Origin of the sequence: Streptomyces aculeolatus, assembly GCF_020400605.1 — a bacterium.
Classification (GTDB): Bacteria; Actinomycetota; Actinomycetes; order Streptomycetales; family Streptomycetaceae; genus Streptomyces; species Streptomyces aculeolatus.
This window is the reverse complement of record NZ_JAINRD010000011.1, coordinates 43,149-56,606: the sequence shown is the minus strand read 5'-3', so window position 1 is coordinate 56,606 and position 13,458 is coordinate 43,149. Positions and strand designations below refer to the sequence as shown.

Here is a 13,458-nt window from a genome sequence, read left to right as displayed (position 1 = left end):
CCGTGTTATGCATGAGGTGTGACTGTCTCGGACTCCTCGCCAGCGAGCACGCCCACCACCCGCCTGCGGCCCGTCAGCCTGCGCGAACAGGCCCGCGAGGCGCTGCGTGCCCGGATCGTGCTCGGGCAGATCGAGCCCGGCGAGGTGTGCAGCGTGATCAGCCTCGCCGAGGAGCTGGGGGTCTCCGTCACGCCGGTGCGCGAGGCGGTGATGGACCTGGCCAATCGCGGGATGGTCGAGGTCATCCGCAACCGCGGGTTCCGGGTGCCGCAGCTCGGCGAGCACGACCTCGACGAGATCTTCCACCTCCGTACGCTGCTGGAGGCGCCGGCGATGGCGGACGTCGTACGGGTGCTGGACGGTGCGCCGGTGCCGCGGTTCCGGCGGCTCGCCGAGGAGATCACGGCCGCGGCCCGGGAGGGGGATCTGCCCGTGTTCCTGGACAAGGACCGGCAGTTCCACCTCGGCCTGCTGGAGCTGCTCGGCAACGGGCGGCTGGTCGTGATGGTCGCGCAACTGCGCGACCAGGCCCGTATGCAGGGGCTGCGGAAGCTGGCCGAGCGGGGCGAGTTGACGCAGTCGGGCGAGGAGCACATCGCCCTGGTCGACGCGATCGAGGCCGGCGACGGGGAGCGCGCCGTCGAGCTGATGCGCGGCCACCTCGCCCACAGCCGCGGCATCTGGGCAGGCCGCGCGGAACCCGGTTCCTGAGACCGGCCGGTCACCGCTCCGTGCTCGCACCGTATCGACGGCGAGTGGGGCGTAATATATTACACCTCACTCCCATCTCAGCCGCGCAAGGAGACGACCATGGGCGGGCAGCGCCTCCGGACGGTCAGCACCGTCGACTACCACACGGGCGGCGAGCCGTTCCGCATCGTCGCCGAGCCGCCCGTCGCCATCGAGGGCGCCACCGTCGCCGAACGCCGCACCTTCGCCCTCGCCGACCCCGGCGTGGACGACCTGCGCCGGCTCCTCGGCTCCGAGCCGCGCGGGCACGCCGACATGTACGGCGGCTTCCTCACCCCGCCCGACGACGACGGCGCCCACTTCGGCGTGCTGTTCTGGCACAAGGACGGCTTCTCCACCGCCTGCGGCCACGGCTCCATCGCGCTGGCCGTCTGGGCGGTGGAGACCGGCCGCGTCCCGCGCGACCCCTCGGGCAGCACCGCGGTCGTCATCGACGTCCCCTCCGGCAGGGTCACCCTGCGCGTGCACACCGACGGCGACGGCGTCACCGGCGTCGACTTCGTCAACGTCCCCAGCTACCGCCTCGCCGGACAGGTGCCCCTGGCGACGTCCCGGGGCGACGTCGTCGTCGACGTCGCCTACGGCGGCGCCATCTACGCCCACCTCGACGCCGCCACCGCCGGACTGGCCGTCACCCCCGAGCACTACACGGCGCTCATCGCGATCGGCCGCGAGATCAAGTGGGCCCTCAACGACACCGCGTACGCCCGCCACCCCGCCGACGACCGCCTCAGCGGCATCTACGGCACCATCCTCTACGACGACCTGGGCCCGGACCCGGACGGCAACCTGCACCAGCGCAACGTGGCCGTCTTCGCCGACGGCCAGGTCGACCGCTCCCCGTGCGGCTCCGGCACCTCCTCGCGCGTCGCCGTGCTCGCGGCGACCGGCGCCCTGAAGCCGGGCGGGACCCTCGTCCACGAGTCGATCGTCGGCAGCCGCTTCACGGCCCGCATCGCGGAAGCCGTGACCGCCGACGGCCACCCCGCGGTCGTCCCCGAAGTCACCGGAACGGCGTACCGGACGGGCCGGCACCACTTCGAACTCGACCCCGCGGACGAATTCGGCACCGGCTTCGTCCTGCGCTGACCCGCGGCCCGCGGCCCGCGGCCCGCGCCGTCAGCGCGGCGGCGGTATCTGCGCGGCCCCGAACAGGCGCTTGGCCATGCCGAGGCGCTCATAGGCGGCGACGGCCGGTGCGTTGCCGGTGAGCACCATGAGCGCGGCGCGCCCGTGGCGCGCGACGAGGTCGTCCAGGACGAAGCCGGAGACGGCCCGCGCGAGACCGCGCCCGCGTGCGGCGGGGTGGGTGAGGACGCCGCCCATGAACCCGCACCCGGCCGCGGACCACGCGTCCGCCGCCACCGCCAGCGGCTCCGCCCCGGCACCGCCGGGCACCTCGCCGACGACGCCGGCCCAGCGGCGTACGCCCGCGTGCCCCGGCTGCGCGTAGGAGTCGGGGAAGAAGCGGTCGAACAGCGTGGCCGTCTCCTTCTCCTCCCGGGTGTCCAGCCACCGCACCCCCGCGGTGGCCGCTCCGGCTCCGGAGAGGGAGGTGGTCTCCATCCAGAAGAAGTCGTGGACCGGCACCAGCCCGGGCAGCCGCCCCACCAGCGCCTCGATCAGGGATGCCTCGCCGAGGAGCCGGTAGGACGGGCCGACCTCGTCCAGGACCCGCCGCACCAGCACGGCCGCGTCGGTGCCGCCGCCGCGGACCGCGAGCCGGTCCTGCTGCGCACTCGGGCCGGCCACCGCCAGCGCCGCGCCGTGCCGCCACGCCCGTACCCCCGGCCCCAGCCGGTCGCCGCCCTGCCCCTGCGCGGCCCACACCGGCTGCCCGTCACCGGCCGCGGCCTGCTCGACATCGCTGAGTCGTCCGAGTTCCTCCACGCGCCGTGCCTACCAGATGCCACCGGGACGCGCTGTGACGCAGCACTCGCGCCACTGGGGATCCCGGTCCGCCCGGTGCGGCGCCGTCACCTCTTCGGCGCGGCGGGACCGGAGTGCTGCGCCGTTCCGGCGGGCGCCGGGAGGCCGAGTGCCTCGCGTTCGCGGCGCACGTCCGCGACGAACTCCGCCACCTGCCGGTCGACCTCGTGACCGGGGAGGGAGAGCTCGGCCGCCAGCAGTTCCCCGACCCGGTCCGCGACGGAGGCGGCCGCCCGGGAGTCGAGGATCCGTGCCGGGACGCGGCGCGTCAGTACGTCGCCCACGGTCCGGGCCATCTCGTGGCGGATCGCGTAGACCGCTTCCGCCCACAGGTACGGGAGGCCCGGCGCCATCGGCTCGGCGAGAGCGGGAGCCGCCGCGATCAGGTCCTCGACGAACCGGGCCTCCGTGCCGTACCGGCCGCTCAGACGGCCGAACCGGCCGCCGGTCGCCTCGACCGCCTCGGCATCGAAGTCCGCGCCGCCGACCAGGGGCAGGTCGGCGGTGCGGCAGGTGCGGCGGGTGCCGAGCAGCCCGCAGACCTTGTCGGTCGCGATCTGCGCCATGGTGCGCGCCACCGTCAGCTTGCCGCCCGCGACGGTGACCACGCCGTCCTGCACGGTGACTTCGTGTTCGCGGCTGAGTTCGGAGGTGTCGCCGCCGCCGGTGTCGATGAGCGGGCGCAGGCCGGCCCACGTGCTGGTGACGTCCTCGACCGTGATCTCCGTGCTCAGCGCGGCGCTCAGGGATTCCAGCAGGGTCCGGGCCTCGGCCCGGGTGCAGCGCGGGTCGTCGAGGTCGCCGGTGTACGCCGTGTCGGTCGTCCCGACGTAGCAGTGGTCTCCCCAGCGCACCACGAAGCCCTTGCCGCCCTTGCCGCGTGCTCCCCCGAGCATCGGGAAGGTGAGCGTGGACTGGCTGCGCACCTTCTCCCAGGGGACGACCACGTGTACGCCCTTGGCGGGGCGGATCTGGTGGCGGTGGTCCGCGTCGGCCAGGGTGCTGACGGCGTCGCTCCACACGCCTGCGGCGTTGACGACGACCTTCGCCCGCACCCGGAGGTCCTCGCTCGTCCCGTCGGCGCCCGTCGCGCGGACGGTGGCGACGTGCCCGCCCCGGGACGACTCGAGGGCGACGACTTCGGCCCGGTTCGCGACATGGGCACCGAGCATTGCGGCGGTGCGCGCGACGGCGAGGGTCAGCCGGGCGTCGTCGGTCCGGCAGTCGAAGTACAGCAGGCCGCCCAGCAGGCCTTCCGGCCGGAGAGTGGGGCACTGGGTGAGCACCTGCTCGCGGGAGATGCGCCGGTGCCGCCGGCCGATCCGCCAGCCGCCCAGCGCGTCGTAGGCGACGAGGCCCGCCCGGAGGGTGCGGGCGACGCCGGGGCTGAAGACGCCCTTGTCGCGGTAGATCGGGAAGAGGAACGGGAGCCTGCTGACCAGGTGCGGAGCGCGCTCGTACATGCGCTGGCGTTCGAGCAGCGAGTGGTAGACGAGGCGGACCTCCTTCTGCTCGATGTAGCGCAGCCCGCCGTGGATCATCTTGGAGGAGGCCGACGACGTCCCCGCGGCGAAGTCCGCTCGCTCGACGAGCCCGACGGTCAGACCGCGGGTGACGGCGTCGAGCGCGACGCTCACCCCGGTGATGCCCCCGCCGACGACGAGTACGTCCAGCGCCGTTCCACGCAAGGAAGCGAGCGCTGTTTCACGGTCGAAGGCGACGGGGGCGGTTTGGTTCGCGACGGCACTGCGCAGAGCACGGGACATCGTGGCGGCCACCTCATGTGGTACATCTGCCGAGCGGAGCGTGATCGGCAGGATTTTTTCGGATCTACTGGAAATCCTGCGGTGCGGGCTCCGGGAGGTCCAATTCATTGACGCCGCGTGTCAACGAATGCCGTGCCTCTTTGCGGATGCCGACTTTCCGTGGATCACATGGATCATGGACCACGTGGATCAGGGAGCGATCGTGGCAGACGAGACGAAGGTCCCCGCGGTCCTGCAGGGTGCCTTCTTCGTTCTGCAGGCCGTGGGTGAGGCGGGGCCGGCCGGCGCGAACGTCGCCGAGGTGCAGGTGCGCACCGGGCTGGGCCAGCGCACCACGTACCGGCACCTGGCCTCGCTGAAGGCTCTGGGAATGGTGACCGAGGCGAGCGAGCGCAGCCGGTACCGGCTGGGGCCGGTGATCGCCGGACTGGCCCAGAACACCTCCGACCAACTGGAGTTCCTGCGTCGGGCGCGGATGTTCTGCGAGGAACTCGCGGAGCGGTCCGGTGAGCCGGTCCACGTGACGGTGTGCGACCAGGGCACCGCGGTGACGGTCGCGACGGCGAGCCGGAGCTCCCCGGTCTCGGAGAAGTCGCCGCCGATCGTGCCGGGCTCCCGGCGCCCGCTGCACGCGAGCGCGAGCGGCAAGGTGTTCATCGCGTACAACCGGTCCGCGCTCGAGGCGTACAGCGTGCGACCGCTGCAGCGGTTCACGCAGTACACGATCACGGACGTGCGTGAGCTGGAGCGCGAGTGCCTGCAGGTACGGCAGCAGGGCTTCGCGCAGGACCGCCAGGAGTACTCCCTCGGGATCACGTGCGTCGCGGTGCCCGTCGTGGGCGTCGGCGGTCGCGCGGTCGGGGCGCTGACCGTCTCGACGAAACGCCCCGTGATGAGCGAGGCCCGGCGGGCCGAACTGCTGCGCGCGCTCAGGCCTGCCGCGAAGGAGTTCTCCGCGGCGATCGGCGGCGAGGGCGGGGCCTGAGCGCGCGGCGGCGTGCGGTCCGCGTCAGTCCTGCCGGTCCTGGGCGGACGACGCGGGCAGGTGGGCACGCCGCCACCCGAGGTTGCGTGAGACCGCGTCCTGCCACGCCTGCCGGCGGACGTTCCGCTCCTCCGGGCTCATACGCGGCGTGAACTGCTGTCCTTCGGCCATCGTGGCGCTCACCGCCTCCTCGCCGGCCCATACGCCGTGTGCGATGCCCGCGCACCAGGCGGCGCCCCGCGCGGTGACGTACTCGGCCTGTGCGGCCCGGACCACGGGGATCTGGAGCAGGTCGGCCTGCGACTGGAGCAGCGCGTCCGAGCGGCTGAGGCCGCCGTCCGCCATCACCACCTTCGGGCTGGTCGTGGCGTTGCGCGCCATCGTCTCGATGATGTCGACGACGGTGTGGGCGGTGCCGTCGACGGTCGCACGCACCACGTCCGCCGCGGTCGTGCCCCGGTTGAAGCCGATCATCATTCCGCGTGCCGTGGCGTCCCAGTGGGGAGCGGCGAAGCCCGCGAGTGCCGGGATGCTGATGAGGCCGGAGTCCGCATCGCCCTCGGCGTAGACGGAGTCGATCCGGTCGGCCGCGGGCAGCACCCCCAGTTGGTTCACCATCCAGTCGACGGCGCTGCCGGTGACGAACGACCCTCCTTCGAGCATGTGGGCACGGGACTCCGCGGTGGTCCACGCGACGCGGCAGTCGAGGCCCTCCCCGGCGTCGATGGGGTCGGATCCGACGTGGAAGTTGATGAAGCTGCCGGTGCCGTGGGTGCATTTCACCGTGCCGGCCCGGAACGCGCCGTGGCCGTACAGCGCCGCCTGCTGGTCGCCCAGGACCCCGGTGATCGGGATCCGCGCCCCGACGAGCCCGGGGCGTGTCGCGCCGTAGTCGGCGTCCTCGGGCAGCACCTGCGGGAGGGCCGCGGCGGGGATGCCGAGCTCGTCGAGGAGCGCCGTCCACCAGCGGCCCGTACCGAGGTCGAGGAGTCCCGTCGAGCCCGCGCAGGAGGTGGAGGTCGCGAAGACGCCGCCGTCGGTGCCGCCGGTCAGGTTCCAGATGATCCAGCTCTCCGGCGTCCCGGCGCGCAGCCGGCCCTGCTCGGCGAGGTCGCGCAGGCCCGGGTCCCGGGAGAGCAGCGCGTCGAGGTGGAGGCCGACGTGCGCGGGTCCGAGGACCAGGCCCGTGGCGGCCTTGGCGCGGCCTGCCCACTCGGCGGAGAGCTCGGCCGCGCGGGCGGCCGCACGGGTGTCCTGCCAGTTGACGACCGGGGCGACGGGCTCCCCGGTCTCCGCGTCCCAGAGCACGGTGGTGGTGCGCTGGACCGCGATGGCCAGCGCGGCGATGTCGAGCCCGCCGTCCGCGGCGGTGGCGACCACCTCGCTGATCACGGACCGGGAGGCCGACCAGAGCTCCGCCGCGTCCTGCTCGACGCGCCCGTCGGCGTGCGTCGTGATCGCAAGGGGGAGCGCGCTGCTCGCGACGACCTCGGACCGGTCGTCGAACAGTACGGCCCTGGTGCTCGTGGTGCCCTCGTCGAGCACGAGGACGTGGCGTGTGCTCATGTTCTCCTCCACCGCGTCGTGGTCCGGCCGGCATGCTGCGCCGCCGGTTTCCCGCCATGATCGGAGAGTGGCGCCGGGATGCAAGGACATTGCCACGCCGTGACAACGAGGCCTTTTCCGCGGGGGCCGGATTGACGCCGGGTGTCAACGCCTTTGACGACCGGCACCGGCGGTCGGCGAAGGTGGCGAAACGGCCGGCGCCCCAGTCGCCGCCCTGAGCGATCGACGACGTACGTAGGGAGCAGCAATGACCACCGGTGCCATCGCCACGGTTCCGCAGGAGGCGCTGGACGAACTGCGCGCCACCGTCGACGGGGCCATCCTCGTCTCGGCCCCCGCGGAGCTACGCGCCATGTCCGCGGACGCATCGGTCCGCAGCAAGAAGGCCGAGGCGAACGACACCCCGCTGGCGACCGCCGCCCTGGTCGTCCGTCCGACCACCACCGATCAGGTGTCCCGGGTGATGCGCTGGGCGACCTCGCACGGCATTCCCGTGACGCCTCGCGGCCTGGGGTCGGGGACCGTCGGTGCGGGCATCCCGGTGCGCGGGGGCGTCGTACTCGACATGGCCCGCTTCGACAGCGTCGGCGAGGTCGACGTGACCAACCGGACGGTCACCGTCGGTGCCGGTGTCCGGCTGTCGGAGCTCGACGAGGCGATCAAGGATTCGGGCCTGACCATCGGCCACTACCCCCAGTCGTACTACCTCGCCTCCGTGGGCGGGTGCATCACGATGCGGGGATCGGGCACCTTCTCGTCGCTGTACGGGAACATCGAGGACCGCACCGGGGACCTCGAGGTCGTGCTTCCCGGCGGCGAGGTCGTACAGACCCGTTCGCTGCCGCGCGCCTCGCTCGGGCCCGACCTCAAACAGCTGTTCATCGGCTCCGAGGGCATGTTCGGCGTGATCACACACGTCACCCTCAAGCTGGTCCCCCGGCCCGAGGCGCGCCTGTTCAACTCGGCCCGCTTCGGCACCTTCGAGCAGGCCCTGGAGGCCGTGCGCCGTTCCCTGGTCGACGGCGTCCGCCCCGCGGTCGTACGTATCTACGATCCCGTCGAGGCATCCGCCAAGCACACCAAGTTCGCGGGCACCCCCGGCTGGCTGCTGATCCTCGCGTTCGACGGTGCCCCCGACCTCGTCGCGGCCCAGGAGAAGATCACCCTCGGGCACGTGGGGGAGCAGGGCGGCGACGTCCTTGGTCCCGAGCCCGGTGTGAACTGGGAGCAGCGCCGCTTCGACTACTCCTGGTCGACCGACGCCGTCGGCAGGACCGGCGGTGTCGCCGAGGCGATCGAGGTCACCGCGACGTGGTCGGAACTGCCGGCCCTCTACGAGCGCCTCAAGGAGGCCGCGGCGCCGCACATGAGCGAGTTCATGGCGCACGTCAGCCACGTCTACGACCAGGGCGCCGCGCTGTACGCCATCGTCCGCGGCGAGTTCGGCTCGGACGAGGAGGCCCTGACCGCGTACGACGCCGTGTGGAAGTCCGTGATCGAGGAGAGCCTGCGCTCCGGTGCGATCATCGGCCACCACCACGGGGTGGGCCTGGAACGCGCACCGTGGATGCCGGAGGCGCTGGGATCCGGTCTCGACCTCATGCGCACCCTTCAGAAGTCCCTCGACCCGGCCGGCATCATGAACCCGGGCAAAGCCGGACTCTGACGGGGTCCCGGGTCCCGGGTCCCGGCTGCACGGCGGAGGCGGAGAGCGCCGGTGGGAACACCGGCGCTCTCCGGTGTCTCAGTACGGCCCGTAGACGTTGTCGATCGACCCGTACCGGTCGGCGGCGTAGTTGCACGCGGCGGTGATGTTGGCCACCGGGTCGAAGCTGTCGGTCGAGGTACCCGGCACGTGGTAGGCCTCGAAGGTGGGAGCGATCACCTGGAGCAGGCCCTTGGAAGGGGTGCCCGCGGCGGCATTGGAGTCCCAGTTGTTGATGGCCTGCGGGTCGCCCGCGGACTCACGCATGATGTTGCGGTAAATGCCGTCGTAAGTCCCTGGGATGCCCTGCTCGGCCATGATGTCCAGCGACTCCCTGATCCACCCGTCGAGGTTGTCCGGGTAGCTCGTGACGGACGCGGTGGAAGCCTTGTTGCCCGAGTCGGATTCCTTCGGGTCGCTCGTCTCGGCCTTTGCGCCGAGCGCGAGTTCAAGGCCCGGGAGGATGAAGTGCGGGTTGCCGCCGACGGCCTCGCGGTTGTCCTCGTACAACTTCTCCCAGCCGCCGGACACGGCGTGCTGTTCGGCGATCTTCGCGAGGGAATCTCCGGCGACCACGGCATACGTGGTCGCTTCGGCCTTGGCGGTCCCCGCGGCGGCGACCTCGGCGCGTACGCCGGTCTGGTGGGCGGTCTGGGGAGCGGATCCGGCCGCGGAGGCCGCGGATGCGCCGATCAGCGGGACGGCGATCGCGACGCCGCTGACTCCGGCGAAAGCGGCGCCACGGCTGATCAGTCGCAGCTTGGGACGGCGGTGCTTACCTTTTGCAGGCATGGGTGTTTCTCCTCCTGCGCCTGCGAGGTGAGCTGTCGGGTTCGGGCAGGAGATGCCCGGCCGCACCACGGTGCGACTTCACCCCAAGCCGTTCCGGAAACCGGACCGGCGCCTTACCTATGGGTCCCCCGCTCCTGCCGTGAGTGGTTAGGGAACGGTTCCGGGTGGCGGCAGGATTCGGCGTCCATCCGGCTGGCGGAGACTTAAGCATGTCTTTCCGGTCCGGACAAGTCGCGGAACTCGCCCGGTCAATACGGGACCGGCTCCGAGACCGGTTGAGTGCCGCTGCCGAAAGCGAAGGGGGGTGCAACTCGTGTGCGGAATAAGGAAACTGTGAATTCCACCGCCGGTGCGCGGCGGCCGAACGTGATTCGCATCACCGGATGCGGAGGCCCGAGCGGCCGAAAGTGCATGATGGGTTGATCGGGGGCGAATCGATCAAATGGTGCGTAGTGGCGCCAGAGGGGTGTCCGATAAGTGGCTTCCGTCGAGAGTGCGGATGCACGGCTGCGGCACCGCCGGACCGGATGGAGGCCGAGCCGTCGGTCTCAGCGGTTGAGCAGGGATTCGGCGACCGCGACGGAGGACGACGCGAGCGCGGTCCGGCCGTCGGCGATGTCCCACAGCGAGTTCTGCAGCAGTCGTCCGAGGGTCCAGCCGGTCGCGCGTGCGCGGTCCAGGCCGAGGGCTTCGGTGAGCACATCGAAGCGGCGCCGCACCACGCGCACTGCATCGCCCTTCGCGACGACGTCGTCCCACCTGCTGTCCAGGGCGGGCCAGAGGTCGAAGCCGGGGTCGCCGGCGAGCGGCTCGGGGTCGATGGCGAGCCACGGCTCGCGCTGGGCGGCGAGGACGTTGTCGTAGTGCAGATCCCAGTGCAGGATGCGGTCGCCGGGCTCGCCGACCAGCTCGTCCACCGCCGAGCCCCAGCCGCGCAGGCGCTGCCGGTCCGCCGGGTGGGCCAGAGCCGTGACCGCCTGGGGAACCTGCGCCAGCATCTCCGTGGCGATGTCGCCGAGGCTGCGCAGTCCCGGTGGTGCGGGGACACGGACCAGGCGGGCCTGGAGTTCGGCGAGGATGCCCACCGCCACATCGTCGTCTTCGATCGAGGCCAGCGTGCGGTCGCCGTCCAGCCGCTCCAGGAGCATGGTGCTGCTGTCGGGATCGTGGTCGAGCAACTGCACCACTCCCTCGCCGTTCCAGGTGCGCAGGCCGATGAGTGCGGCAGTGGTCTCCTCGCGGGGCATCTGCAGTTTGAGGACCGCGCGCGTGCCGTGCTTCCGCAGCACCGGCAGCACCAGCGAGGCTTCCCCCGAACGGACCGCGCCGTCCCGTTGCAGCTCCCAGCGCTCCAGGAGTTCCGCAACGAGAGCCGGCAGTCCGGCGATCCAGTCCCGCCCTTCCTCGCCGAAGCCTCCGGCGTAGGACAGCGCCAAGGACTGAGGGATCTCGACCGCTTCTGACGTGCCCAAATCACATACCTCCGGATCGACGGCCTTGGGCAATCCCATCACCCCGGAGATCATTCCGTGAGGAGTTCCAGGACCCCCTCCCCGCCCGCCTCCCCGCGTCCCGGGTGTGGTCGCGCGGGGGCCGGGAGCAGCCCGCTGTGCAGATAGGCCAGCACGGCCAGCACCCGCCGGTGGTCGGCGAGATCGGGCTTCAGCTTCAGCTTGGCGAAGATGTTCCGCACATGCGTCTCCACCGTCTTGTCGGAGACGCCCAGGCGCTGAGTGATCGCCTCGTTGGAGCGCCCCTCGGCCATCAACGCCAGCACCTGCTGCTCCCGCCGCGTCAACTGGCGTACCACCCCGGCCGGGCCCCGCCGCGCCGGCGTCGCGTCGTGGAGGCCGTCGTCCCGGCCCGCCATGGCGTTCTCTGCGGGGCCCAGCCGGCTCAGCGCGGGGGCGATGGGATAGACCAGCACCGGGGGCAGGCCGGGGTCCCGCAGGCAGACGGGGCGCCCCCGGCAGAACATCGACGGCACGACCAGCAGGCCGCGCCCGTCCAGATACACATCCCGGTCGTACCCGCCGTACGGCACCGTGAGCGTCCGTCCCTGCCACCGCATGGCCGGAAGCAGGGTGCCCAGCAGCCGGCCCAGGCCGTACTCGACCAGCATGTGCGCCCGAGCGGCCCGGTCGAAGGCGGCCTGGTGGCACAGCTCCCGCCAGAACGGCGCGATGGCACAGGAGTGATAGTCCCGTAACGCGTGCCCGAGCCGCTCGATTGACGTACTGCGGCCTTCCGCCAGGGAACGCAACCAGGGGGTGGGGCGCCGCTCGGCCATCAGCACCGCGATATCCCCGCGGAGCCGGTGCCGCGGGGTGGACAGTACGGCCTCCAACCCCGCCTCGAACCCCTCGTCACCCACACCGGCGGGAGTGAGGAAGTCCGCGGAATACCCTCTGTACGGCGCCAGTTCGTGCAGCAGTGCCGTGCTGGGAGGCACCTGCGCGCGCACCGTGTTCCGCCACTGCCGAAGGGGCCCCACGTCCTCCGGCTGCTGAAGGACATGCAGACTCAGCAGCGTCTCCCACATCGGGTCCGGCCCACCGGCCAGCCGTGTCCTGGCCAGGTCATCGCCGGAGAAGTGAATACGCAGCATTTGAACCCCCGTAGTACTACGTCCACATGTGAACCGTTACGCGCATCAGGTCGCCATCGGCTGACATGCTGGCGTCGGTCGTACGTGGACGGAAGGTGATTCCGCCAGGCCCGAAAGTCCGGTGGCGGCCACCGTCGGGGTCTCCGCCGCACGTCATCCGTCCCGGCCGGTTTCACCGGTGGCTTCGGTGGTCCGCTCATGCCTTCGTTCGGGTGAGGCGCAGGGGCATCCGCATGCCCCGCCCGACGTGCCATTCGACCGTGGCGGGCGGGGCGAGGCCGGCCGGCTGCTCGGCCAGGGCGGTGAGCACGGCCCGCATGAGGTGTCGGGTGAGGCCGGCGCCCAGGCACGCGTACCGTCCGCGGGCGAAGGAGACGTGCGGGGGCGTGCCGCGGTCCATGCGGAACCGCAGCGGGTCGGGGAACCGGCGCGGGTCGCGGTTCGCCGCGACCAGCAGCAGCACGACGCGCTGGCCGGCCGGGATGAGCCGGCCCGCGAACTGCATGTCGCGCAGTGTGCGGCGAGGGGCGAAGTGGAACGGCGACGCCAGCCGGATCGACTCGCTGATGAAGGTGTCGGGGGCGTCCTCGAACGCGGCCTTCATGGCCCCGTCGTCGGCCAGCGTCTCGATCGCCATGGCGAGTGCGCTGATGGTCGGCTGCAGGAAGCCGGTGACCAACTGCCCGTAGACGGCCACCACCTCGGAGCGGTCGAGTACGCCCTCCCGCAGCGAGCGCCGCATCGAGGAGCTGAGCACGCTGTTCCCGGCCGCGCAGGTGCGCATCACGAAGTCGCCGAACTCGCGGAGCGCGACCGACGCCCGGGTCACCACCTCGTGGTCGTACGCGGTCTGCCCGGCGAAGGTGATCAGGCGCGCCGACCATTCCGTCACCCGCGTCACGTCGGCCGGGCTGATGCCGAGGAAGGCGGCGAGAGCGGCCACGCAGGCCGGCTGGATCACCGCCTCGACGACGTCGTCGCTGCTCCAGTCGGCCGGTTCTGCGCTCTTGAGACAGGACCGCGCCACGCCGGTGACCCGCTCGGTCTCCGCGGGGGCGAAGCACGGCAGGATGAGGCGGTGCAGCGTGGTGTGCCGGGGCGCGTCGGTGAACACCGGCCACTTCGAGACGGAGTCCAGGGCGGGTGCGCACAACTCCCGCTGGGCCGGTGTCATCCGCTCGATGTGGGCCTTGGCGGACCTGGCGCCGAGCCGGTCGTCGACCAGGAGCTCCCACACGTCGTCGAACCGGGTGACGTACCACGACCGGGTTTCCTCGTCCCAGTGCACCCGTCCCGCCTCCCGGATCTCGTCGTACCAGCTCAGATGGTCAGTCATGGGAGATCCCTCCGCGTTGGA

The 13,458-nt window shown here is 71.9% G+C and carries 11 protein-coding genes and 1 riboswitch; of the genes, 4 read left to right on the top strand and 7 right to left on the bottom strand.

From position 1 onward, the window contains the following. The first annotated feature begins 18 nt into the window (after positions 1 to 18). Positions 19 to 711 carry a GntR family transcriptional regulator gene (locus LG396_RS19595; RefSeq protein ID WP_225795754.1) on the top strand — a complete coding sequence of 231 codons (693 nt, stop codon included), beginning with the start codon at positions 19 to 21 and terminating at the stop codon, positions 709 to 711. A 99-nt stretch (positions 712 to 810) separates the two neighbouring features. Continuing rightward, positions 811 to 1,839, top strand: a complete 1,029-nt coding sequence (locus LG396_RS19590) for a proline racemase family protein (protein ID WP_225795753.1) — start codon at positions 811 to 813, stop codon at positions 1,837 to 1,839. Positions 1,840 to 1,869: 30 nt separating this feature from the next. On the opposite strand, the gene LG396_RS19585 is transcribed toward LG396_RS19590, so the two are convergent. Both LG396_RS19585 and LG396_RS19580 read right to left on the bottom strand, forming a co-directional pair. Beyond that, on the bottom strand, positions 1,870 to 2,640 hold the full coding sequence (locus tag LG396_RS19585; RefSeq protein WP_225795752.1) for a GNAT family N-acetyltransferase: 771 nt from the start codon (positions 2,638 to 2,640) through the stop codon (positions 1,870 to 1,872). 86 nt (positions 2,641 to 2,726) lie between these two features. Then, the gene (locus LG396_RS19580; protein ID WP_225795751.1) at positions 2,727 to 4,445 is read right to left on the bottom strand and encodes a glycerol-3-phosphate dehydrogenase/oxidase; all 1,719 of its coding nucleotides are present in this window, start codon (positions 4,443 to 4,445) and stop codon (positions 2,727 to 2,729) included. Positions 4,446 to 4,647: 202 nt separating this feature from the next. Here LG396_RS19580 and LG396_RS19575 point away from each other — a divergent pair, with 202 nt between their 5' ends. Then, entirely contained in the window at positions 4,648 to 5,430 is a 783-nt protein-coding gene (locus LG396_RS19575) for an IclR family transcriptional regulator (RefSeq protein ID WP_225795750.1), read from the top strand. 24 nt (positions 5,431 to 5,454) lie between these two features. On the opposite strand, the gene LG396_RS19570 is transcribed toward LG396_RS19575, so the two are convergent. Then, a complete protein-coding gene (locus tag LG396_RS19570; RefSeq protein ID WP_225795749.1) occupies positions 5,455 to 6,996 on the bottom strand; it encodes an FGGY family carbohydrate kinase in 1,542 nt (513 codons plus the stop codon). Between the two features lie 247 nt (positions 6,997 to 7,243). Between LG396_RS19570 and LG396_RS19565 the strand changes: the two genes are divergently transcribed. Continuing rightward, entirely contained in the window at positions 7,244 to 8,662 is a 1,419-nt protein-coding gene (locus LG396_RS19565; protein WP_225795748.1) for an FAD-binding oxidoreductase, read from the top strand. A gap of 78 nt (positions 8,663 to 8,740) precedes the next feature. Here the strand turns inward: LG396_RS19565 and LG396_RS19560 are convergent, their stop codons facing one another. The 4 genes from LG396_RS19560 to LG396_RS19545 all read right to left on the bottom strand — a co-directional run bounded on the left by LG396_RS19560 (position 8,741) and on the right by LG396_RS19545 (position 13,437). Further along, positions 8,741 to 9,493 carry a LysM peptidoglycan-binding domain-containing protein gene (locus tag LG396_RS19560; protein ID WP_225795747.1) on the bottom strand — a complete coding sequence of 251 codons (753 nt, stop codon included), beginning with the start codon at positions 9,491 to 9,493 and terminating at the stop codon, positions 8,741 to 8,743. A 3-nt stretch (positions 9,494 to 9,496) separates the two neighbouring features. Next, a riboswitch (cyclic di-AMP (ydaO/yuaA leader) is annotated at positions 9,497 to 9,657 on the bottom strand. 384 nt (positions 9,658 to 10,041) lie between these two features. Beyond that, on the bottom strand, positions 10,042 to 10,965 hold the full coding sequence (locus LG396_RS19555; RefSeq protein WP_225795746.1) for an aminoglycoside phosphotransferase family protein: 924 nt from the start codon (positions 10,963 to 10,965) through the stop codon (positions 10,042 to 10,044). 50 nt (positions 10,966 to 11,015) lie between these two features. Next, positions 11,016 to 12,101, bottom strand: a complete 1,086-nt coding sequence (locus tag LG396_RS19550) for a LuxR C-terminal-related transcriptional regulator (protein WP_225795745.1) — start codon at positions 12,099 to 12,101, stop codon at positions 11,016 to 11,018. Positions 12,102 to 12,297: 196 nt separating this feature from the next. Next, on the bottom strand, positions 12,298 to 13,437 hold the full coding sequence (locus LG396_RS19545) for a cytochrome P450 (RefSeq protein WP_225795744.1): 1,140 nt from the start codon (positions 13,435 to 13,437) through the stop codon (positions 12,298 to 12,300). Between the last annotated feature and the right edge of the window lie 21 nt (positions 13,438 to 13,458).

Excerpts from the sequence above, each read along its gene's own strand:
- LG396_RS19590 (WP_225795753.1), top strand. The coding sequence starts at position 811 with ATGGGCGGGCAGCGCCTCCGGACGGTCAGCACCGTCGACTACCACACG.
- LG396_RS19580 (WP_225795751.1), bottom strand. The coding sequence starts at position 4,445 with ATGTCCCGTGCTCTGCGCAGTGCCGTCGCGAACCAAACCGCCCCCGTC.
- LG396_RS19570 (WP_225795749.1), bottom strand. The coding sequence starts at position 6,996 with ATGAGCACACGCCACGTCCTCGTGCTCGACGAGGGCACCACGAGCACC.
- LG396_RS19565 (WP_225795748.1), top strand. The coding sequence starts at position 7,244 with ATGACCACCGGTGCCATCGCCACGGTTCCGCAGGAGGCGCTGGACGAA.
- LG396_RS19560 (WP_225795747.1), bottom strand. The coding sequence starts at position 9,493 with ATGCCTGCAAAAGGTAAGCACCGCCGTCCCAAGCTGCGACTGATCAGC.
- LG396_RS19550 (WP_225795745.1), bottom strand. The coding sequence starts at position 12,101 with ATGCTGCGTATTCACTTCTCCGGCGATGACCTGGCCAGGACACGGCTG.
- LG396_RS19545 (WP_225795744.1), bottom strand. The coding sequence starts at position 13,437 with ATGACTGACCATCTGAGCTGGTACGACGAGATCCGGGAGGCGGGACGG.